The 23,452-nt window shown below is 35.8% G+C and carries 16 protein-coding genes and 1 tRNA gene; 7 read left to right on the top strand and 10 right to left on the bottom strand.

Annotated elements, in window-relative coordinates; genetic code table 11:
- Positions 1-109: 109 nt before the first annotated feature.
- The 9 genes from MR062_RS10930 to MR062_RS10890 form a co-directional block, all read right to left on the bottom strand.
- Positions 110-1,282, bottom strand: a complete 1,173-nt coding sequence (locus tag MR062_RS10930) for a FecR family protein (RefSeq protein WP_242204244.1) — start codon at positions 1,280-1,282, stop codon at positions 110-112.
- Positions 1,283-1,370: 88 nt separating this feature from the next.
- A complete protein-coding gene (locus tag MR062_RS10925; RefSeq protein ID WP_242204243.1) occupies positions 1,371-1,904 on the bottom strand; it encodes an RNA polymerase sigma-70 factor in 534 nt (177 codons plus the stop codon).
- 145 nt (positions 1,905-2,049) lie between these two features.
- A complete protein-coding gene (locus MR062_RS10920) occupies positions 2,050-3,552 on the bottom strand; it encodes a LamG-like jellyroll fold domain-containing protein (protein ID WP_242204242.1) in 1,503 nt (500 codons plus the stop codon).
- A 173-nt stretch (positions 3,553-3,725) separates the two neighbouring features.
- Positions 3,726-4,859 (bottom strand): T9SS type A sorting domain-containing protein, encoded by a 1,134-nt coding sequence (locus MR062_RS10915; protein ID WP_242204241.1) that lies wholly within the window; start codon positions 4,857-4,859, stop codon positions 3,726-3,728.
- A gap of 565 nt (positions 4,860-5,424) precedes the next feature.
- Positions 5,425-6,372, bottom strand: coding sequence for a DUF5017 domain-containing protein (locus MR062_RS10910; protein WP_242204240.1), 948 nt, complete (start codon positions 6,370-6,372; stop codon positions 5,425-5,427).
- A 25-nt stretch (positions 6,373-6,397) separates the two neighbouring features.
- Positions 6,398-8,038 carry a RagB/SusD family nutrient uptake outer membrane protein gene (locus tag MR062_RS10905; protein ID WP_242204239.1) on the bottom strand — a complete coding sequence of 547 codons (1,641 nt, stop codon included), beginning with the start codon at positions 8,036-8,038 and terminating at the stop codon, positions 6,398-6,400.
- A 10-nt stretch (positions 8,039-8,048) separates the two neighbouring features.
- On the bottom strand, positions 8,049-11,237 hold the full coding sequence (locus MR062_RS10900; protein WP_242204238.1) for a SusC/RagA family TonB-linked outer membrane protein: 3,189 nt from the start codon (positions 11,235-11,237) through the stop codon (positions 8,049-8,051).
- 223 nt (positions 11,238-11,460) lie between these two features.
- Positions 11,461-15,579, bottom strand: coding sequence for a hybrid sensor histidine kinase/response regulator transcription factor (locus MR062_RS10895; protein ID WP_242204237.1), 4,119 nt, complete (start codon positions 15,577-15,579; stop codon positions 11,461-11,463).
- Between the two features lie 50 nt (positions 15,580-15,629).
- Positions 15,630-16,652 carry a LacI family DNA-binding transcriptional regulator gene (locus tag MR062_RS10890; RefSeq protein WP_242204236.1) on the bottom strand — a complete coding sequence of 341 codons (1,023 nt, stop codon included), beginning with the start codon at positions 16,650-16,652 and terminating at the stop codon, positions 15,630-15,632.
- Positions 16,653-16,970: 318 nt separating this feature from the next.
- Between MR062_RS10890 and kduI the strand changes: the two genes are divergently transcribed.
- From kduI to MR062_RS10870, 4 genes are read left to right on the top strand one after another with little or no spacing between them, the layout of a single operon-like run.
- On the top strand, positions 16,971-17,813 hold the full coding sequence (gene kduI / locus MR062_RS10885; RefSeq protein ID WP_242204235.1) for a 5-dehydro-4-deoxy-D-glucuronate isomerase: 843 nt from the start codon (positions 16,971-16,973) through the stop codon (positions 17,811-17,813).
- Positions 17,814-17,833: 20 nt separating this feature from the next.
- A complete protein-coding gene (locus MR062_RS10880) occupies positions 17,834-18,625 on the top strand; it encodes a gluconate 5-dehydrogenase (protein WP_242204234.1) in 792 nt (263 codons plus the stop codon).
- 10 nt (positions 18,626-18,635) lie between these two features.
- Positions 18,636-19,811 carry a DUF4861 family protein gene (locus MR062_RS10875; RefSeq protein ID WP_242204233.1) on the top strand — a complete coding sequence of 392 codons (1,176 nt, stop codon included), beginning with the start codon at positions 18,636-18,638 and terminating at the stop codon, positions 19,809-19,811.
- 4 nt (positions 19,812-19,815) lie between these two features.
- On the top strand, positions 19,816-20,517 hold the full coding sequence (locus tag MR062_RS10870) for a DOMON domain-containing protein (protein WP_242204232.1): 702 nt from the start codon (positions 19,816-19,818) through the stop codon (positions 20,515-20,517).
- A gap of 164 nt (positions 20,518-20,681) precedes the next feature.
- On the opposite strand, the gene MR062_RS10865 is transcribed toward MR062_RS10870, so the two are convergent.
- Positions 20,682-22,616, bottom strand: coding sequence for a DUF4955 domain-containing protein (locus MR062_RS10865; RefSeq protein ID WP_242204231.1), 1,935 nt, complete (start codon positions 22,614-22,616; stop codon positions 20,682-20,684).
- Between the two features lie 269 nt (positions 22,617-22,885).
- Between MR062_RS10865 and MR062_RS10860 the strand changes: the two genes are divergently transcribed.
- The 3 genes from MR062_RS10860 to MR062_RS17750 all read left to right on the top strand — a co-directional run.
- A tRNA-Leu gene (locus MR062_RS10860) sits at positions 22,886-22,970 on the top strand.
- A gap of 24 nt (positions 22,971-22,994) precedes the next feature.
- Positions 22,995-23,246, top strand: coding sequence for a GIY-YIG nuclease family protein (locus MR062_RS10855; RefSeq protein WP_242204230.1), 252 nt, complete (start codon positions 22,995-22,997; stop codon positions 23,244-23,246).
- A 32-nt stretch (positions 23,247-23,278) separates the two neighbouring features.
- Positions 23,279-23,452 (top strand): GIY-YIG nuclease family protein (locus tag MR062_RS17750; protein WP_394800535.1); only part of this gene is annotated, 174 nt, incomplete at its 3' end.

The raw sequence follows: 23,452 nt of genomic DNA, 5'->3' as shown, positions 1-23,452 counted from the left end.
TAATTTCCATAAATTTGTGGATTAGTTGATTAAACATTTTTAATTAATTGACTTCAAGGGAATAAAGTGTCTTTACTTACCAGGTATATGTCTTTGTTCCCTTTTTATTTTATTTAATAGTAATCTTATTGTTATTTATCTCATAGGCATTTATAAAGTTTGTATTTTTAATTGCATCTAGTATTTCTTCTAATTTATCATTTTTGCTTAGCACCCCATTAAATTTCACTTGTTCAAGCTCGCTATTGGCAAAATGGATTTCAACATCGTACCATCGGGACAACACTTTCATGATATCATTTAAAGGCATTCTTTTAAAGCTAAAGAGCCCTTTTCTCCATGATGTTACACTATAAACATCAACTGTTTTAACGGTTATATTGCTATCCTTAAGATTGATTTTTGATTGTTGCCCTGGCTCTAAGTTTAATTGGGAATCTGCATTACTAACACGCACCTTCCCCTCTACAAGTGTAGTATAAATTTCATTTTCGTCTCCATAGGCCTTAATGTTGAATTCAGTCCCCAAAACTTCTATTTCTTGATGCTCATTAATTACTTTAAAGTGAGCTCCTTTATGGTTTGTACTTGGTGAAACTTCAAAATAGGCTTCGCCATATTCCAACTCAACGACTCTAGTTTTTCCTTCAATAAAACTTACAGGAAACTTTAATTGGGATTCTGAATTAAGCCATACCTTGGTTCCATCGGCTAATGTGATTTGATATTGGCCTCCTCGGGGAATGGTTAATGTATTATAAACCACTTCCTTTTTTAAATTATCGGCCGAATTGTAAACAATCTCTTGTCCATTGCTAACCGCATTTTGTAATTGAAAACCTTCCCCTTTTTCCAATGCAATTTGAGAACCATCTTCTAATGTCAATGTCGCTTTATCTTCCCCTGGAACTATGGGATTAGGGCTCACTACTTTCGGTACTATACCTGTATCTGTTGCAGTATGAAACCATTTGTCCTTAAAGAACAAAGTGGTCGCTAAAAGACCTATAACTATAGCAGCAGCATATCTCCAAATGAACATCTTCTTAACAGGATGGTTAATTTTGCTTTTAACCTGTTGCCAATCGTTTTGCTTATCTATTTGATTTAATAGGTTTAAACGTTCTTTAATTAACGTTTCATCTGTTAGATTGTTTATTATATATTCTTTGTCTTGTTGGTTGAATAATTCTGAATCTTCTAAAGCCTCGGGAGCTTCATCTTTTAACAAGGAAGTCGCAATTTTTTTGGAAAGACTTAATATTTGGTTAAAAATAGACATACAAAAACCTGTTTGTATGCTAAGACGAAAAAAAAAGTATAGGGGGTGAAAAAAGTTTAAAAAAATTACATTTTTTTAACAGGATGCCTTAATCAAAGATAAAAGCAATGAGTATAAAATAATTTTTTAACAAAGGTTTTAATTTTTTGTATGCTATTTTTTTTTGGGTTTTAACCGTATTGATCGAAATCCCTAATTCCTCAGCGATCTGTAAATTGGTGAATTCTTTTATACTCAACTTTATGATTTGAGCACATTTGTGCGGTAAAGTATTGATCGCATTATTAATAATTGAAGAGGCTTCCAAAACGACTACTTCACGTAAAAAGAATGGTTCCTTTACTAATTGCTCCATTTCATTAATCGTAAAATGAGCTGTAGACTTGTAACGCTTACTGTTTAGATAATCAAGAGATTTATTCTTTACCGACGTGTAGAGGTAGGATTTAATGGTATTCTCGTTTTTAAAATCAATTTTATCTTCCCAAACCTTAATGAAAACCTCTTGAACAATATCCTTAGAAACTTCTAAACTTGTTACGTACTTATTAGAAAAAAGACATAAAGATGAGTATAGTTTATTAAAAATGCTTTCATATTTTTTTAAGGTTAAGCTATACATCTCTGTTCTTCAATCTAATTCATATGGAATTATTGATCATTTTGACCCCTTTAAATGTTAAAGCACACCAAATATATACCTTTTTATTTATATAATTTGATGTGCTTTATTTAAAATTTTATAATTAAAACAACATATTTCGTTATTAATTCACTACCACTTTTCTAGTGGCCACACCACCTTCTAGAGATTCAATTTTCAAAACATATATACCTCTAGCATAACGGCTAACATTAATAGGTGCTGCTAAATCATTAGAGTAAATGATCTTTCCGGTAACATCTATAAGGTTTATGCTTTTTATGTTGATACTTGAATCCTGTTTGTTGATATTCAAGATACCTCTTGTTGGATTAGGGTACACACTTATGCCTTTGTTTAAAACATGATCTGCCATGCTTAAAGTATTGGTGTCTATCACCCCTTTATTTATACTGGCATTGTCTATGGCAAAGTTACGTGCCGTATGCCCATCATCAGTTCTAATATATCGCAACTCCAAAGAATCTCCATCATCTGCTGCTGTAGCTGTATAGCTAAACACTACCATTACCACAGGATTGCTATCATTCATAAGAGTCCCTGCATCTACATAATAGGCTAATTCGCCATCGGCACTATTATGTAGTGATACTCTAACTGTGCAGTATGAACCTCCCAAGTTGTACATATAGGAAACTACCGTATAGGTTGTCCCTTCAGTCATGGTTTGGTCAAAAGTAAACTTCACACCTTGTCCAACTACTTGAGACTGTCCATCTACAAATAAGGCACCATCCCCAACACCATCGCCATTATCACCATCGTCGGTAACAATAGACAAGATTACATCGCCAACGGGAGACCAAGCCCCTGCTGGGGAGAATACATCACAATTATCATTAGTTGTGTAAGTTGAAGCGTTAGTTGTTCCTTGAAGTATGCCATCTGCACCTCCTATTTCATCGGCAAAAGTTGTTCCCGCTCCTTCGTTAAACCTAACATGACGATGCAAATTGGTAGTACTTGCGGGATTACAAGCATTATTGGCTATTTCCGATTGACTTAGCGCCCGTTTCCAAGCCCTAAACTCATCTATTTCACCATTATACCAATCTGTAGCTGTTGTACGTGCCGATTCTCTGGCAATTTGCCCTATAACCGAATGATTAATTGCTCCACCATCAGTATTGTCCCAAACTGTTGGTCTCAAATAAGTACCAAAGTCTGTAGCATCGGCCACACCGTCTACATAAAGTACCGTAGAGGTCATCCCTCCCGTGGTAGTACCCACTATGGCTATATGATGCCATGTTCCATCAAATACCGTTGTGGTACTGAATGAATTGTTAGGAATAAGGTAGGCCCCACTATAGGTTCTATATTCAATCTCAAGTTTTCCTGCCCCATTGGCATTGACCCTAAATTGAGACCTATAATTACTTCCACTCCAGCCTTCGGTATATAAAACACCTACGGTAGAGGCATCTCCTTTGATCCACATCTCCCATGTGTGATCTGCACTTGTTCTTAACACTCCATCGGTTTCGGACCAATCAATTACATTGTCGGTACCATTAAATTTAAGTGATGCGCTTTGTGCCATGGCCATTATTCCCAAAAAAGTAAAGAATATCGTAACCAAAAAGTTTTGAGTTTTTGTTTTCATCTTGCTATTAATTATTAAGTTAATCCCTTTTATTTTAACAAAGTAGAATTAAGTTTATAAGAGATTTGGGGAAATCAATATAGTTCTATTACAAGTTGAGAGCTGTATTATTATCTTAGAGAGTAAAAGCAATTGGCTTTTAAAAACCAATTACTTTTATATTATCTTTATATTTAATTTACCACCACTTTTCTAGTGGCCACACCACCTGCTTCCGATTCTATTTTTAAAAGATATAGACCTTTGGCATATTGGCTTACGTTTATGGGCGCCGTACTGTTTTTGGTATAAACGACCTTTCCCGTAACATCAATAAGGCTAATGTTTTTAATATTAATTGTTGCGTCCTGTTTATTGATGTTTAATATGTTGTTTGTTGGGTTTGGAAATATAGAAATTCCTCGACTTAAAATATTATCTGCCACTGAAGCAGTAGGACAGGTATAGTCGTTAAAAGTAAAATTAGTGTAATCTGCTGCCACTAAATTCTGGCCATCAGTACCATCATAATTAGTACCATCATATATAGCAACAGAAATTGACCCCGGGCTATCAACAATAGGTGTTACATCAAAACTTACATACCTATACAAGTCTGTACCAGTTGGCGCGGTGCATCTACCAGTATTAATATCAGCTCTTGACGCAACCTCACCTGCTGACAAAGCCTTTTTCCAAGAAGCAAACTCATCAATTTCTCCATTGTATGCCAAAGCATCAAATCTAAAAGCAGAACCATTATCTTGGTCCATATCAAACACCCTGGCAAATGCTCCAAAAACAGATCTATTAACATTTCCTCCACTACCATTAGTATTATTAACCCAAGTAGTAGGACGTGTATATGATCCTAAAGCCGCACCACCATCTACAACGCCATCTACATATAGCGTAACGGTTGTAACCCCTGCTTCTGTGTCTTCTACTATGGCTATATGATGCCATGTATCATCAAACACAGTTAAACTACCAGTTACATTAAACAACTCCGCTTCCCAATTTCTGTAATTAAGCTTGATTTTACCTGCTTCTGCCAATACCCGATACTGCGCTCTCCAACTACTGACACTAACCCCCTCTGTATATATAATACCTTCTGTTGCCGCACTTCCCTTGACCCACATTTCCCATGTGTGATCTTCATAATCTTTTATTAGTGTACCAGAATTATCCGTAAACTCAACGGCGTTAAAGTCTGCATCTGTATTAAATACAAAATTTTTATTAAATTTTAAAGATTTTCCTTGCCCATGTATTAGGCTAACCGTCAATAATAAAGTTAAAATTAAAGTAATTTTTTTCATCATAAAATAATTTTTGGTTTATAATTAGTTCACAATAAAATTAAGCAGTTATCTTATATATTAAAGGGGGGTATCTAATCTTTAAGATAGGGAGAATAGACCATATTTCATAATTATTTAGGCTAACTACCATATTTATAGCCTAGATGTATAGTGCCTCCTCCTTTTCATGAATAACTAATTTTAACCTCTCTTAATCATTGTCTTTATGAGTATAATATGTTTATTATTAGCAAATTTGATTGGTCATTTAACGTGAGCTTCTTTTAAGAGATTACCTGCATATAGGTTTACCTCCCCTCTACTTTTCTTGTAATGACAGCACGTGCAAAGCTTATTGAAATGAGCGGATACAGGAAATGGAAGAAGCAATCTGTTGTTCGGAATTTTTATATTAGTATAAAAACCAAAAGATTACGTTGCCGCTGCTTATTTCGATAAGCTAAATGCAACACTTTGTTATGTGGAAAATAAAAGTCCTATACCTAGACAAACAAAAAACTGCCCCAACCAAAGGTTGAGACAGTTTCGCTATTAATCTGAATTCCAAATTTTGGTATTATACCATTTATTCGGTTACAGTGATTGTAAATTCCTTAACCAACTCTTTATGCCCATATGCCGTAGTATTGTTTCCTACTAAAGTTACGGTATAGGTTCCTGGTTGCTCGTAAGTATATGTAAATGATTCTAAACTCTCTGGGTACGTTTTTAATGGCATACCTTTATCTGGTTGTATAATTGATAAGTTAATAGCATCGGTAACCAACCAGTCATCATTACCATGTCTGGGGTTTTCACTTCTCATTCTCCAAACCTTTTTCCCTGAATCCCAATACCAATTATGTCCATTCCAATCATAAACACCATCGTCTACAGAAATACTGGTAAAACCAGATTTATTATCTACTGCTTTATTGAAAATTTCAAGGAAATTTCCACTATCATCCAAATCTCGACTAATATTAAAATTATTTATACGCCATTCTGGTTGACGATGTCCATCCAAACTCGTCTTCTCTGCATAAAATCTAATGGCAAAATAGGCTAACCCTCCATTGTCAAGATCGGTAATATCTGCCTCTCCAGAAAAAGTCCAATCATACGTATAAGCTTCTGAAATATTAAACCTATCTGAAATATCGGTCCAAGTTGCTTGCGTTATAGCTTCTTTGGTTCCAGAACCATCATAATCTGAAGAAACGTGAACAGATAGTGTTCCTTTTGCATTTTCACCTAAGCCCCATTTTTGTGCATTATTGAACGACATATAAATAGTCCCTTCGGCTTTAGTTCTTTCTCTATACTTGTACTCATGGCTGAACTCCCCTGAATAAAAATTCAGGAAGTTTGGGGCATTCTCTACTTTAAACTCTATTGGCTCACCAGCTTTTATTGTTTGATTAGTATAAGTAACATTAAAATCTGGAGTTTCTACATCGTTTAAATCTTCACAGGATTGAAACAGTATTGTTACTAGCATTATTCCAGCCAATATATATTTTACATTTTTCATCTTTCTAATATTTTATAATTAATGTTTACCACCCTTGGGTTTGCCTTAAATATGGGTTAACTCCCACTTCTTGTTCTGGAATTGGCAATATGTAATGTTTTGTAATATCAAAATCATTATAACCCTCGAAATGCTCAAAACTAGTGTGCAACACATTTCTTCTTGTTTCTAGTACAGCAGGTTCGTCTCCAGTTTGAGGTAAGCCATCTGGTCCCATATTAGGTTCTCCATAAATTAACCAATCATCATTGTAAAAATTAGGGTCTGCTACTAATTCTTCCATTAATGCTTTCGTTTCATTTACTTTTTCCTCAAGATTTCCCCATCTTACTAAATCGTACTTTCGAAGCCCCTCGAAACATAATTCCAATCGACGTTCTTCTTGTATCAAATCTTCGGTAATTGGTCCTGCCAAAGGTGTTGCCTTGGCTCTATTTCTTACTTGATTAACAGCATCTAATGCTATTGTAGACCCTGGATTTAATTGATTCTCTGCTTCGGCATACATTAACAGGATGTCTGAATACCTTAGTATAGGCCAATGGTGGGCTCCCCAACTGGTATTGGAAGGATCCTCTTCGTATTGTCTACGGTATTTCGATGGACAATATCTAAATTGGGAAACCTTACCTATAGGTCTACAATTATACGTACGTCTTATATAAGTTGGATCTGTATTCCACAAACCACGCTCATCATCTGGATCTGATCTATATTGTAAAACCAAAGATACTGTTGCATAATGCGATTCGTAAGATTTATAACATGCCTCATCTTCACATAAATAGCCCATAGCCGAACCAAGCTTTGAAGCCCTTTGGTTGTTTTGATTCTCATAAGAGAAAGCAAACTGGAACAGGACTTCCTTTCTTTCAAATTCCTCTTGAGCTAACCTGATAAATATGTCCTTATAACTCGGATTTAACTCATTGTAGCCATCGTCAATCACTGCTTTACTCCAATCTCTCATTTTTTCATAAGCACCAGGCTCATTAAACGGTTCTCCCGCCAAGTACATGTATGCTCTTGCAATTAACCCTTTGGCTGCATTTTTACCTGGTCTTCCTTTTACAGCATCTGCATCATCTGGCAAATTCTCTGCTGCAAACTCAAAATCTTTAATAATTTGTTTGTATACATCAATACCTGGTGTTCTAGGTAAAAGTTCCCCACGGTTTTCAACTAAAGGCATAGGGATTCCTTCGATGCCGCCAAAGGCTCTTTCTAAGTCTAAATACATATAGGCCCTAATAAAATAACCATCGGCCAAATACTCTAACCTATCTTCCTCGCTCAAAAAACCGGCGGCCGCAACTTTTTCTAAATAAATATTTGCTGCATTGATACCACTATAAAGTTCTGTCCAAGGTTCTGCCAATTGTGGCGTTGATGGCGTAAAGTTATTTTTGATAAACGATGTTAGTCCCTTTCTACAATAGTGTGCTTCATCTGTAAATGAAGAAGGATAAGAGAATGCAAAGTCCGCTCCTCGATAGGCAAAAAGAATACGGCTATAAATTCCCGCTAAACCTGCTTCAATACCTGCCTCTGACAGGTATAAGTTTTCCGAACTTATATTATCAGTCGGCAATACGTCTAAATTTTTATCGCAACCTGAAAAAATCAAGGCTGACAATATTGCTATAGTTATTAATTTAATTTTCATAGTTGTTTTTTTAAAATGTTACGTTTAAACCAACGCTATAGGTTTTATGGTTTGGATAGGACGAATAATCAATACCTGGTGATATTGGTGTATCACTAACAGATACATCTGGGTCATATCCACTATAGTTAGTCCAAGTCACTAAGTTCTGTGCTGCACAATATAATTTCAAACTGCTAATTTTTAACTTTTTCACAAGGTCTTTAGAAAAGGTATATGAGAAATTAATCGTCTTCAACCTAATATAGGAACCGTCTTCCACTAGCCTTGAAGACACATCTTCAAAACCTTGCCCTCCAGCTCTAGGCACATCTGTATCTTGATTGTCTATGGTCCATCTGTCTAGAACCGAAGTTAATTGGTTTGCCCCACGATTTGAAGCATTCGCTAAAACCAATCTATTAGCATTTAAAACATCATTTCCATACGTCCATTCGAAGAAAGCTCCTAACTCGAAGTTTTTATACTTAAAGGAATTGTTAAATCCACCAAAATACTTGGCTTGACCATTTCCTATAACGGTTTTATCTGCTCCGGTAATAACCCCATCTCCATTTATATCCTTAAATTTTTCGTCTCCAGGTTGATGGCTTCTGTAACTAGGCACTGTTGCTTTTAAAGTATGTTCTGAATCCTCTGGATTATAATTTACAAAATCGTCTATTTGATATACACCATCAGAAAGGTAACCATACATGTTCCCTAAAGCTTTACCTTCTTCTACTATATATTGATTGGTACGTAATCTTTGATAATAATTTGGTCTATAGAAAATAGGTTTTCCACTAGGGATCTCAACAACTTCGTTTTGGTTAAACGTAATGTTAAAATCACTAGTCCATTTAAAATTCTTTGTTGAGACGTTAACTGTATTAAAATTAATCTCCAATCCTGAATTTCTCATGTGCCCTAAATTAACCCAACGGGTTTGAGCACCTTGGGACAAGGCAGCATCGGCATTCATAAGCAAACCTTTGGTATCTTTTTGATAGACTTCTACCACTACATTTATTCTATCATCAAAAAAGCCCATTTCTGCACCTAAATTAACCATTTCTGTAGTTTCCCATTGAAGATCAGGGTTACCTGCAGCACTTGTAGGTCTTTGCCCAGGTACTACTTGACCTCCAAAAAAGTACTCTGCACTATTCCCTGTTAAAAGACTTAAAAACATTGCATTATTACCTACTCTTTCATTTCCGGTTTGACCATAACCTGCTTTAAGCTTAAATTGAGAAAATATATTTAGGTTTTCAATAAACTTTTCTTTATGAACTTGCCAGGCCAATCCCAACGAAGGGAAAACATCACTTCTGTTTCCTCTAGTAAATCTGGAAGAGGCGTCTCTTCTTATAGAACTTGTTAACAAATATTTGTCTTTATAGGAATAGTTTACCCTTCCTAATAAAGAAAATAATTTATTCTTGGCATTACCATAATTATCGTACGAATCGCTAGGAATTCCACCATCTATGGCATTCATTCCTAACTCCTGTAAATATTCCGGTATCCAATTGGAAGCAAATCTTGCGGTTTCGTAGTTTCTAACATCATAGGTTATACCTCCAACCACTTCTAACGAATGATCATTAAATTGCTTTCTGTAGGTTAAGGTATTTACGGTTGAAAAGTTTTTCCATTTATCAAATTGTACAGCAGCATTGATTCCATTAATTGGATTGATCAATCTACCATAAACCGTTTTACTATTATTAAACGATTCTATTTTTCTTGTCGATGAATTATAGCTATTTTTTGTTAAAAAAGTAAGGTTTGGAGAAATCTTGTATTTTACTCCCATATTAGCTGTAAAGCGATCTGTTTCCCTTTTTCTAAATTCGTTCTCCAAAGATACTATTGGATGCCAAACAACAACGTTAACAAAATCTCCCAATTCTTCACTTACATCATCTAAAGGATTAAACTCTCCATAATCTCTATATATGTTCGCTACTGGCCTATAGGTTATAAGGCTACGTAAAAATGAATACTGCCCAGTTCCTAAAACATTTAATCCGTTTTGAACAAAATTTTGATAGTTTACATCTGTCCACAAACTTAGTTTATCGCTAATCTTTTGGTCTATTACCAATCGACCATCTATCCTTTCGTATAAAGAATTTAATAAAGTTCCTTCGTCCTCAACGGAGTTTAACGAAAGTCTAGCCCTTGTATCTTCATTTCCACCACTAACTTTAAGTCTATGTGTTTTAGAAAACGACGTTCTAAACGCTTCGTCTTGCCAATCTCTAGAAAGCACATTTCTATAGTCTTCAAAACTAGCTCCAGGGACTTCCTGTGTTCCTCCTCCTTCGGCTGGTACTCTCAAAAACGCCACTTCGGCACTTGCTGCATCTAATTCTTCCTGTAACTTAACATAATCATAAGCATTAAGTACACCTAAGGTTTTGGTCACATTCTTAACATCCAAACGTGTATCATAAGACACTTTTACTTTTCCTACCTTACCCTTTTTAGTAGTAATAATAATAACCCCATTAGAACCATTGGCTCCATAAATAGCTGTAGCCGAGGCATCTTTTAAAACTGACATGGATTCAATATCAGATGGATCTATTTGTCCTGAATTAAAACTAGGTACTATAAAACCATCTACCACATAAAGCGGTTCATTGGATTGCGTAATAGAGTTCTGCCCCCTAATTACGATCTTTTGCGAACTCCCAGGTTCTCCTCCTCCTGCAGATCTTACTCGAACTCCAGTAACACGCCCGGCTAAAGCCTGATCAAAGTTAGCTACAGGCGCCTCTGTTAATTCGTCTATCTTCACAGATGCAACCGATCCTGTTACATCTTTACGTCTTACCGAACCATAACCAATCACAACCGTTTCTTCCAATTGCTGAAGATCGGGCTCCAAACTTAAGTTTATAGACATTTGCGATCCTACAACCACTTCTTTGGTTTTGTAGCCCAAATAACTAATAGTAATTGTAGACTGATTGGTAACTTGAATGGAGTAGTTTCCATCAAAATCGGTTGTTACCCCATTTTGAGTTCCTTTTTCGAGAATATTAGCTCCAGGAAGCGGTATCCCCACTTCGTCTGTAATCGTTCCCGTTAAGGTTTTTACTTGTGCAAAAGTTGATAAACTGCACAAAGCACTAAATAAAAACACTAAAAGCAAGCGTTTGCTGCTTTTTAAATTAGTGTAAGTTGCTTTTAATTGATTTTTCATAACTGTATGTTAGTTTGTAGTTTTTAATCGTGAGTAAAATTACATTCATACCTAACAATAAGTAGGGGGTATTCCGTTCTTTGGACTGGGGATAGCTATTCATTTCATGGCGACCAATACAGTAAAACCTTGATTACCATACACTAACAGGTATTGAGCTATAAATATTCTTTAGCTTCTTTCTTATTGAAAATTAGAAACGGATATTCTTTAGCCTTCTTAATTAGCTATTATTTGAACGGTACTCCGAAGGTAATTGATTAAACAATTTTTGAAAGGATTGCCTAAAATATTTTAAATCGTTAAAGCCCAAATCGAATGCTATTTCCGATATTGACATATCTGAGGCTACCATTAACTGTGCTGCGCGTTTTAATTTAATCGTTCTAATAAACTCCGTAATGGACTGGTCTGTTAACGCTTTTAGTTTTCTATATAATGCCGAGCGGCTCATACCCATTTCGGTTATAAAATCACTGATGGCAAACTCAGCATTAGACATATTTTCCTCTATTAAACCAATGGCTTTTTCCAAAAACAATTCGTCTGTAGAAGTCACCGTAACCTCTTTAGGCTGTAATATGATATCCTTTTTAAACTTTTCAATAAATTTTTTCCTGGTTTGCAATATATTGGCTACCCTTACCTCTAAAATTGTAGCATCGAAAGGTTTAGTTATGTAGGCATCTGCTCCTATCATATAACCTTCTTTTTGGGCATCATTTGATGTACGTGCAGTCAATAAAATCACTGGGATATGACTCGTTTTGATATTCGATTTAATTTCATGGCACATCTCTATCCCGTCCATAACAGGCATCATCACATCACTAATAATTAAATCGATATGATAGGACTGGGCTATCTCTATAGCACTTTTACCGTCTGGGGCTTCAAAGAGGTTATATTTATCCTTAAAAATATTTTTGATGAATGTGCGTACTTCAACATTATCTTCAACTAATAAAATTGAAAGCATTGACTTATCTGTAAAATCTGCTTTAGCTATATTTTCGTTGTCCTGAAGGATAAGCTCTTTTTCAACATAAGCTGCTTTTTCGATATTAAAATTATCAGTTTCTTCAACCTCTGTACTTTGTTTCACCTTCTGGTCTTCTTGTAAGTGTGCGTCTCCTAAAGGCAACAAAACATTAAAACATGTGCCTATGCCTTCATTACTTTTTACCTTAATGCTTCCACCATGAAGCTTTACCAAATTTTTCGTTAAAGCCAAGCCTATTCCTGTTCCTGAACGCTCGCCTAACTGATAAAACCTATCGAATATAAACTTAATATTCTTTTTAGGAATGCCTTTACCATTGTCCTCTAACTTTATCTTCACATATTTTTTTTGCTGTCCCTTCTTATCTTTTTCATGAATGGACAAGTTTAGGGCAATTTTACCATGCTCGGGCGTAAACTTGAATGCATTGGATAGTAGGTTGAACAACACCTTTTTAAGCTTAGTCTTATCGAACCAGACCTCTATATCATTACTTGAAGTGGTTAAACTAAAATCTATATCTTTAATTTCTGCCCAACCATTAAAGGCCTGCTTTATGTTTTCAACAAAAGGTACTATATTGTTTTTGCTTGCACTTAGTTGTAGTTTCCCCGATTCACTTTTCCTGAAATCCAACAATTGATTAATCAACTCCATAAGCACACTGGCATTTCTGTACATGATTTCATGTTGTTTTTTCACAAAATCATTTACTGATGCCTCTTGTAACAATCGTTCTAAAGGTCCAATAATAAGCGTTAATGGTGTGCGGAAATCATGGGAAATATTAGTAAACAATTGCAGTTTCATTTTGTTAACCTCTTCTATACGCTCTTTTTCCAAACGCTCATGCTTTAATTCATTTCTTTCTTTGATCCGTAACAAACTATACCGTCTTATAACCAGAAATATGCCTATGGCTATCGAATAATAAATGAGATAAGCCCACCAAGTATCCCATGGCGCAGGTAGTATTCTTAAATTAATTGAAGTGCCTTGTTCGTTCCACAAGCCATCATTGTTTGACGCCTTTACTTTAAAAGTATAAGTACCATCATCTAAATTGGTATAGGTAGCCGATTTTTTATTGCCAACATAATTCCAATCTTCATCAAAACCTACCAACTTATAGGCGTATTGGTTTTTATTGGGCTGTAAATAACTCAAGGCAACAAAATCGAAATTAAATACATTTTGATAATGTTTTAAGGTGATTTCTGAAATAGAATCGGTAATATTTAAATAAGGTTTATTGTTAACTTTAAAAGAGGTTATAGAAACCGGTGGAACAAAAGTATTCTCCACAATATCATTTGGATTAAAAATGTTAAACCCATTGGTACCTCCAAATAATAAGTTGCCCGATTTATCCTTTAGATAGGCCCCATAATTAAACTCGTTCCCTTGCAATCCATCTGACTCATAGAAGTTTTTAATTTCTAGCGATTGTAAATTAATTCTGCTTAATCCGTTGTTGGTACTTAACCAAATGTTATTGTTATTATCTGGTACAATACCATATACCACATCGTTAGGCAAGCCTTGCTGTTTTCCATAAGCAATAGTCTCTCCTGAAATTAAATTATAATTATACAAACCATCCCCCTCCGTTCCTACCCAAAGGTTTTGGTTATTAGCTTCAAAAATTGATAAAACCGTTACACTACGATTACCCGAAGCACTATTGGTTCCTATAAAATCTATAGGAGACAATTCTTTAGTAGAAAGGTCTAACTTAGCCAAGCCTAAATTACTGCCTATTAGAAGACTCTTTTTATCCAATGTTTCTACAATAGTAAAAACAATCTGCCCCATCACTTTCGATGGATCGGCAACACGCGAAATAGTCCCTGACGTATTATTTAAAACATTTAATCCGCCTCCTGATGTTCCAATCCAAATATTATTTTCATGATCTTCCAGCAACGATATGATCCTATCATCACTAACACTCGTGGAATCGTTGGGGATATTTCTATATTTTATAAATGCAAATGGAGAAACCCTAGGGTTTAAAAAATTAAGACCGCCATCGTGCGTACCAATCCAAAAATTCCCAGCATGATCCCTAATCATGGCTTTTACATTGTTGGCACTTATACTGTTGGGGTTATCATTGGCTGTATAATATTTAAATGTTCCTGTTTTTTTGTTGTAAACATTAATCCCTCCTCCTTCTGTACCAATCCATAATTCATTGGAAGGAGTTTCTACTATAGAACTAACCACTTTATAATTAAGTTTGGTTCTGTTGGTCCCTGTTGAAATATGCCTAAAAAGGTCATAGCTTCTGTTATAATAATCTATTCCACCTGCATAAGTCCCTATCCAAATATCACCTTTGTTATCTTGAAAAATTTTGTAAATAGAATTTTGGCTTAAACTGTTGGGGTCATTTTCATCATGTACATAATGCGACACCTCATTTTTATTCTTATCAAGAATATACAGTCCTTTATAAGTCCCCACCCATAATTTACCATATTGATCCTCATGTATACTACGAACTTCATCCGTTACTGCTATTTTACCCTTAGACGTTTTATAAAATTGAAAGGCGTCTTCCGCTTCGTTGAAAAAAGCCAATCCGCTTTTAAATCCCATCCACATGGTTCCCTTAGAATCTTTATATAAGGTTGGAGTGTAATTGACATTTACCTCTTTGGAACTGCCTTTCGGATAGGCATAATTTTTAAAGGTCTTATCCTGATTGTTTAAAAAATCTATTCCATTAACCGTTTTAACCCATAAATTACCATTTGTTGTTTTTAAAAGGGCCCTAATTAAATTACTCGACAAACTTGCGGTACCATCTTTATTACTAACATACCGCATAAAGGTTTTTTTATTTGTGTTTAGTTTAATCAAGCCTGCGTTTGTAGCCAACCATAATTCATCTTGTACATTTCCTGCAACAATCCCCCATATCTCATTGAGTTTATCCCCCAATGTTATTTCTAAGGTTTTTATCCTTTCAAAAGAATCTGTCTCAGGAATATATTTATTTAAACCATGTCTTGTCCCCACCCATAACACTCCAGAACTATCTTCGAACAATGCCTTAATAGAACTATGACTTAAACTGGTACTATCTTGCGAATCGTAGCGATAGGTCTTAAAGGTATTACCATCATATTTATTCAAACCGTCTCGGGTTCCAAACCAAATAAAGCCTTCTTTATCCTGTAGAATGCACAATACAGAACTTTGCGAAAGTCCTTGCTTCAATGATATGTTTCTGAATTTTAAGGCTTTATACTCTTCACCTTCCCCTTGACCAAAAAGAGAACCAAAAACTACATGAAAGAAAAGAATTACTATAAGGTTTTTAAACTTCATATAAAACTGTATTAAACCAGATAAAAGATAACTAATTTTTACTACAAAACCTATCGCACCGAAGATTTTCGTTCAATTAAATTAGTCTTTAAAATGATCGTTTCACTTATGGACTTAGAGGTCTTATTATTAACTTTAGACAACAATAATGAGGTTGCTGTTTTACCTATTTCAAATCCAGACTGATTTATTGTAGACAAGGGAGGTTCAATTATTGAAGAGATTGGTTCATTGCTAAAACCTACTATGGCTATATCCTCAGGAATTCTTTTACCTTGTTCTTTTAGGTATTGTAAGGCTCCAATGGCTGCCACATCATTTGCAGAAAAAATACCGTCAATTTTATAAGGAAGTGCTAATATTTTTTTTGCATTTTCCACGCCATCTTCTTTCATTAACTTAGAACTTAAAACAAAGTCTTCCCTAAAAGGAATATTGTGTTTTTCTAGTGCTACTTTATATCCATTGTATCTATTTCTATAAATATCTAAATTTTGTGTTCCTGAAAAATGAACAATGTTTTTGCTTCCATTTAAAATTAAATGCTCTGTCGCATTGAAGCCTGCCTGAAAATCGTCTATAAGCACATTACAAGTATCTGGAATATCACAAAATCTATCAAAAAACACAATGGGTATATTTCGCTGTCTAAGCGCCTGTAAATGCTCATAACTGCTTGTTTCCATAGAAATAGAAATCAAAACTCCGTCTACCCTATTGGCTAATAAAGTCTCTGCAATTTTTTGTTCCCTTTCCAATGCCTCTAAAGATTGGCAAATCACCACATTATACCCTTCTTGATAAGCAGTTTCCTCTATTCCCGCAATAGCGGAAGAAAAGAAATGACGTGATATTCTAGGCACCACAACGCCCAAAGTATAGGTCTTACTTTTTCTCAAATTAGACGCTAAGTGATTTCTTTGATACCCAAGTTCGTTAGCCTTAGCTATAATTTTATCCTTGGTTTTTTGGGTAACCCTAGGACTATCGTTTAATGCCCTTGAAACTGTTGAACTATCTATATTTAACGCTCTTGCTATATCGTGAATAGTCGCTTTATTATTCTTATTCATAAAACCATTCTTACTTTTTAAGATAATTGGTGCCCTAATTTAAATATTCTTCTTGTTTATAGAACACCTTTATTGTAAACATTTTATTAGCACAATTAAAATACATTGTTCTTTACTCCATTAGGTTTTTATTGACTTTACACATATACCCAATCTAACCCACTACCTGTATTTCAAACATCTTATGTTAAATGTCATTACACAAAAATAACAAATTAAAAATACAATCGATTGTATTTTTAATTATTTTTATTACTTTTGTAAAGCCAAAACCTTATTCAGGTTAAAATAATTAATTAAAAATCAGATATTTAAAACATGGCAACACAATACGAAGTTAGATACGCAACGTCTCCTCAAGATGTAAAAGCGTATGATACAAACAGACTAAGAAATGAGTTTTTAATTGACAACTTATTTGTAGCCAATAACATTAACCTAGTTTATTCTCACTTCGACAGATTTATAGCTGGTGGTGCACTACCTGTTGACGAATCCCTTAATTTGGAAGCTATCGATCCGTTAAAAGCAGATTACTTTCTTGAGAGAAGGGAATTAGGTATTATAAATGTAGGGGCAACAGGAACAGTAACGGTAGATGGCACTCAATATACCTTAAAACACAAAGAAGCACTTTATGTTGGACAGGGAAATAAAGAAGTGGTATTTGCTAGTGAATCTGCAGATAATCCAGCCTTATTTTATATCAATTCCACACCGGCACATAAAGCCTTTCCAAATAAAAAAATAGGTATTGAAGATGTTGAAGTGATAGAGCTTGGCGCTCCCGAAACTGCAAACGCCAGAACCTTAAGAAAATACATTGTTAACAGCGTTGTAGATGTTTGTCAATTACAAATGGGAATGACTTCCTTAAAGTCTGGAAGTTCCTGGAATACTATGCCTGCCCATGTACATGACAGAAGAATGGAAGTATACTTCTATTTTGAAGTTCCTGAAGACCAAGCGGTATGCCATTTTATGGGACAACCCCAGGAAACAAGACACATTTGGATGGCTAACAACCAAGCCGTTATTTCACCTGCCTGGTCCATACATTCAGGTTCTGGAACAAGTAACTATTCCTTTATTTGGGGAATGGCTGGTGAAAATTTAGATTATGGTGATATGGATCACTGTAAAATTAACGAATTAAGATAACTATTAAAACCACAAAAAATATGTCTATAAACTTATTTGATTTAACAGGAAAAATAGCTTTAGTTACCGGTGGCGTTCATGGACTGGGAATGGCTATGGCAAAAGGATTAGGAAATGCAGGTGCTACACTTGTAATTAATAATAATACTAGTGATACCTTAGAAAAAGCTCTTGAAGAATACAAAGCTGCAGACCTACATGCCCATGGTTATGTGTTTGATGTTACAGACGACAAAGCTGTAGAAGAAGCCATAGCAAAAATTGAAGCTGAAGTAGGCCCTATCGATATTCTAGTAAACAATGCGGGCATTATTAAAAGAACACCTATTGTTGAAATGGAAACCAAAGATTTTGAATTGGTTGTAAAAGTTGATTTAGTTGGTCCATTTATCGTTTCTAAATATGTTGCCAAGAGCATGATTAAAAGAGGCGGAGGTAAAATCATCAACATATGTTCTATGATGAGTGAACTGGGAAGAGATTCTGTTAGTGCTTATGCAGCCGCTAAAGGTGGCCTAAAAATGTTAACACGTAGTATGGCAACAGAATGGGCCAAATATAATATTCAAACCAATGGTATTGGTCCAGGGTATTTTGCAACTAGCCAAACTGCTCCTATTCGTGTAGATGGTCATCCATTTAATGAATTTATCATTAACAGAACACCTGCAGCACGCTGGGGTAATCCAGAAGATTTACAAGGCGCAGCCATATTCTTAAGCTCTAAAGCCAGTGATTTTGTTAATGGACATGTAGTTTATGTTGATGGAGGTATATTGGCTACCATAGGAAAGCCATCTAATGAAAACTAAACCAATAGCTATGAAACTTAATAAAATAATATTGTTTTTTGTAGCTGTAACTTTTCTTTCGGCATGTACTAAAAAGGAAAAGCATACAACCATTACCATAAAGAACGGGCTTGACATAGCGAGATCATTTGAAACTGTTGAATTAGCTAAGTCTGATTTAAATGTTGAAGACCTTGCCACTGTTGGTATTCGTGACATAAAAACAGGTCAACTCCAAGTTACACAATTGGTAGATAACGATGGTGACGGTACTACGGACGTTATTTTGTTCCAACCGGAAATAGCGGCTAATTCAGAAAGCGCTTTTGAAGTGGTATCAATTACTGCTGAAGAGCAGCCTAAAGCAAAAGCCCTTTGCTTTTCCCGTTTTGTACCTGAGCGTACCGATGATTACGCATGGGAGAACAATAAAGTTGCCTTTCGTACTTTCGGGCCACAAGCCCAAAAAATGGTGGAAGACAGTGTTCCTGGTGGCACCTTGTCCAGCGGTGTTGATGCTTGGTTAAAAAAAGTAGAATACCCAATTATCAATAAATGGTATAAAAAAGAATTGGAAACAGAGGGTACCTATCACGAAGACAATGGTGAAGGTTTAGACAATTTCCATGTTGGTGTGAGTCGTGGTGTTGGTGGTATTGCCGCTAAAATTGACACGACTTATTACATTTCCAAAAACTATGCGAAATGGCGTACCATTACCACTGGCCCCATTAGAACCAGTTTTTATTTAGAATATGAAGATTGGGATGCTGCTGGCCACACCATTGAGGAATCAAGAGTTATTAGCTTAGACCTAAACAGTAACCTTTCTAAATTCACCATCACCTTAGAAGGTATTGATAATATATCGGCTGGTTTAACCTTACATGAAAAGGATGGTGAAGTTAACGGCAATACAGAAAATGGATGGGTAAGCTATTGGCAGCCTCATGGCGATTCTGAACTTGGAACCGCTATCGTAGCAGCTAAAGATACCTTTCTAGACTTTGAAACCTACAATACCGAAGCCAAAGATTTAAGCAATGCTTATGCAAAGCTAAAAGTAAACAACAATCAAGTAGTTTACTATGCTGGATTTGGCTGGAAGGAAAGCGGTCAGTTCAATAACCAACAAGAGTGGGAAGATTACCTTAACCGTTTTTCTAAATGTATTAATAATCCGTTAGAAATTGTTATAACAAAATAATTAGGTGGCTTTACATCTAGTAAACATCAAAAAAAATAGTTTTATTGTTTTATTGTTGATTGCCGTGCTTTCATTTTTATTGAAGGGGCGGCAATTGTTTTTTAAAGCCCCCGATACTTTTCCACAAAACCATATTAAACTTAATGCCTATATAGAAGATTGGCCCTCTTCACCATTAATAAGCTCATTAACCGCACCTTGGAAAAACCATCTCCAAGATGGAACGAAATTCGATTATAAGGTTGCTAACGATTTCCTTTATTTCTATTTTGAAGTTATAGATACAACGCTTATCACGCCCCCTCTTAAAGACGAAATTTCAATCGCTCAGGGTGATCGGGTTGAATTGTTTTTTTCAGCTAATAAAGATCTGGAAAACTATTACTGTATCGAAATCTCCCCCAAAGGATACGTGTTGGATTATCAGGCTAGTTATTATCGAAAATTTGAGCGTACTTGGAATTGCAAAAGCCTTAACATAGCCTCACGGATTACCCAAAACGGATTTATCATTGAGGGGCAATTGTCTTTAAGAGAATTGAATACCTTAGGAATGGGCTCTTCCCTTTACCTAGGTCTATTTAGAGCCGATTTTTATGAGTCCAATAAAACAGATTGGTATTCCTGGGTTATCCCTAATTCCAAAAAGCCAGATTTCCATATCCCTTCAGCATTTCAGGCTATAGAAGATCTTAAAACAAAATAATCTGGATATTGGAGCTTATTTAGATTGAATAGACTATCCCTAAAACCTTACAACCAATTTAGTTTGAATAAACTCTAATGTAAAATGAAAAAAGGCTGGATAAATCTATCCAACCTCTTCTCTTTCTGCCTATTACAGGCCACCTAAACACTAACTAAATAAGATTATTTTTTTATTAATTTATGGGATTCCACAGTAATGTCTCCCACCAATTTCAGGACATAAATCCCTGAACCCTTTTGGTCTAAGGTCGGTAGTACCTTCGCCTCATTCAGGCCTTCTACAGATTGATAATAAACTCGTCTTCCCGTGATATCCATAAGTATCAATTCTTTAAATGCACCGTTAAGGTGGTTTACTTCTATTTCTAAAGTAAACGGATTGGGATACACTCTGGTTTTTTTCACCTGGTAACCCTTATCTTTTATCCCAAGAGTAGCCCAACCCGGCAATGCCCCCAAACGGTAGGCCAATTGTGCTTCGTATAACGATTCTTCATCAACATGAGTACCAGGCGATTCGTTTTCTTGATACTGGTTGGCTTCGCTCGACATGCTAAAGCCCTTCAATCCTGAAATGATTGGCATTAAAAACTTAGCATACTTTGTCTCACTATTAGGCCGCCACGATTTCACCCCTGTACTTTGGTAGGATACCCCTTCAAAATTCCAAAGGACCATATGTCTTAAATGATTGGGCAACGCCCCCGTAGAGCCTCCCATATTAAAAAAGAAACCACCTTTACAAACATCAAATAGATTAGCTCTTGGCTGACTGGCGTGGACTTCCATGCCCGAACTTCCATTCTGTGGATGGTCGCATCTCCAAATTACATTTCCTATTGAAACGGCATTGAGTCCGCATCCATGCCAAATTCCCGTGGTGCTATCTGTATTTCTGCCTATAAGACACCCTGTTGCTGAGTTGGTACTAATATAGTTATGCCCTGGATTTCCAACATATCTATTATCCAAAGCAGAACAATAGGCCGAAAATTTAAATTGTGCCACTTGCGACATATTGGAAAATTCTACATTAGAAATCCATCCATTCACAACATGATTAAACTGAATACCACTCCACCCCGAAGAACTTAAATAGGCATGCGGGCCACTTTTACCTTCACCAGGATACAATTCTTGCGGCGCTTGATGGTGCAAATGTTGCCATATAAAACCTCCCGTATATTTTAAATCCTGAACACCCACTTCTTCAAGTGCCTTAAAATTATTGATTTGCCAATTATAAGTCGCATTAATGGCTCTATGAATGGGTTCCTTAAACGTAATTATATTTCCATTCTTCGCTACCACCTTATGGATTTCCCTAACCTCTACCCCATTTTTTACCATCTTTAAATTTGTAGGGTCATAAAGATCGGCCGTAGTATAAGGTGACAACTCTTCGTTTACAAAGGCAGTAGCCGTGTTTTTAACATACAGTTCTACCCACTGCCCTACTGCAATTCCTGAAGCATTTGCCACCTCTACTGAATACGTTTCCCTTTCGGCATTTCCCGTTACATCCGTGATATAATTATTCGCAGAGTCCTCTCCATTCCAGAACAAAAACAAATAAGGGCACACCCAATCGGAAGTTTCCATACTGGGATGTGTCGTATAATCTATTTGGTACAATTCTGTACCTCCTGAACCAGAACCACTACCTTTAATTACAATATTGCTTTTGGAAATTCGTATTACCTCACTAGGGTCATCGACACTACTGTCATTGACCACAAAACGCCCAGGAGGAAAGAAAACAATTCCGCCATTGGGATTAGCCTCTGCAGCGGCAATAGCCAATTTTATGGCTTCTTTATCTGAAACGTCATCATCGGGAATGGCACCATAGGCTGCATCGGTAACATCATAAACGTCCTGCGTAAACGATGATGGCAGACCAGCCTCTCCATGATGGTATCCTGCAAAGCTAAAATCAGGCAATGTTGGCGTATAATCGTTGTTAGGATCACTATCCTTTAAATTATCTTGTGCCGTTTCCCAATTTTGATATAATGCACTTGGATTTTGAGACAGCGAAGAAATATGAATTAGCAATGCTAACAATAAACAGCTAATTGATAATGGTGGTTTCATATAATAAAATCTAACTTAAACAAAGATACCTATATATGCTGTGCTCTATGGGGGATTAGCTAGTCTATTAAAAGGGTATAAGGGGTTGTGAACACCATATTAATAGCTGGCAAAACCCTATTTATAAGCTATTTAAATGTAAACCAAATGTTTTACCCATTACGCCATGATATAATTACAGGCCTCTAGATACCTATTCAAATGCGATCCTAATAAAAAAGTCAAGCTATATTGCATAACTTTTTATATTTTTGCACACTTCATTAAATGCGCACGTGGCGGAATTGGTAGACGCGCTAGCTTGAGGGGCTAGTATCCGTTTAGGATGTGGAAGTTCGAGTCTTCTCGTGCGCACAAACCTTCAAATCAGTAATTTTCGTGAAATATTTTGTCTATATACTTTATTCTGAAAATCACGATACCTATTACAAAGGGCAAACTAGCGACTTAACCAAACGCCTAGAAAGACATAATTCTGGAAGTGAAAAATCGACTTCTAAATACAGACCATGGAAATTGGTGTGGAAAACTGAAAAGCCAAATCGGTCTCAAGCCCTAATCTTGGAGCGAAAACTAAAAAATCTATCTAAAGAACGCACCAAGGCATTCATAGAAAAATATCAAGAATAAATGGAAGCCATGACGTTTGCATAGGCAAAGTCATGATGCTGATCGTAGCATCAGCATTCGAGTCTTCTCGTGCACAAACCTTCAAATCAGTAATTTTCGTGAAATATTTTGTCTATATACTTTATTCTGAAAATCACGATACCTATTACAAAGGGCAAACTAGCGACTTAACCAAACGCCTAGAAAGACATAATTCTGGAAGTGAA

Origin of the sequence: Aestuariivivens insulae, assembly GCF_022662195.1 — a bacterium.
In the GTDB taxonomy this organism is placed as follows: Bacteria; Bacteroidota; Bacteroidia; order Flavobacteriales; family Flavobacteriaceae; genus Aestuariivivens; species Aestuariivivens insulae.
The sequence above is the reverse complement of the archived record's forward strand: the minus strand, read 5'-3'. Positions and strand labels throughout refer to the sequence as shown.

Excerpts from the sequence above, each read along its gene's own strand:
- MR062_RS10930 (WP_242204244.1), bottom strand. The coding sequence starts at position 1,282 with ATGTCTATTTTTAACCAAATATTAAGTCTTTCCAAAAAAATTGCGACT.
- MR062_RS10925 (WP_242204243.1), bottom strand. The coding sequence starts at position 1,904 with ATGTATAGCTTAACCTTAAAAAAATATGAAAGCATTTTTAATAAACTA.
- MR062_RS10920 (WP_242204242.1), bottom strand. The coding sequence starts at position 3,552 with ATGAAAACAAAAACTCAAAACTTTTTGGTTACGATATTCTTTACTTTT.
- MR062_RS10915 (WP_242204241.1), bottom strand. The coding sequence starts at position 4,859 with ATGATGAAAAAAATTACTTTAATTTTAACTTTATTATTGACGGTTAGC.
- MR062_RS10910 (WP_242204240.1), bottom strand. The coding sequence starts at position 6,372 with ATGAAAAATGTAAAATATATATTGGCTGGAATAATGCTAGTAACAATA.
- MR062_RS10905 (WP_242204239.1), bottom strand. The coding sequence starts at position 8,038 with ATGAAAATTAAATTAATAACTATAGCAATATTGTCAGCCTTGATTTTT.
- MR062_RS10900 (WP_242204238.1), bottom strand. The coding sequence starts at position 11,237 with ATGAAAAATCAATTAAAAGCAACTTACACTAATTTAAAAAGCAGCAAA.
- MR062_RS10895 (WP_242204237.1), bottom strand. The coding sequence starts at position 15,579 with ATGAAGTTTAAAAACCTTATAGTAATTCTTTTCTTTCATGTAGTTTTT.
- MR062_RS10890 (WP_242204236.1), bottom strand. The coding sequence starts at position 16,652 with ATGAATAAGAATAATAAAGCGACTATTCACGATATAGCAAGAGCGTTA.
- kduI (WP_242204235.1), top strand. The coding sequence starts at position 16,971 with ATGGCAACACAATACGAAGTTAGATACGCAACGTCTCCTCAAGATGTA.
- MR062_RS10880 (WP_242204234.1), top strand. The coding sequence starts at position 17,834 with ATGTCTATAAACTTATTTGATTTAACAGGAAAAATAGCTTTAGTTACC.
- MR062_RS10875 (WP_242204233.1), top strand. The coding sequence starts at position 18,636 with ATGAAACTTAATAAAATAATATTGTTTTTTGTAGCTGTAACTTTTCTT.
- MR062_RS10865 (WP_242204231.1), bottom strand. The coding sequence starts at position 22,616 with ATGAAACCACCATTATCAATTAGCTGTTTATTGTTAGCATTGCTAATT.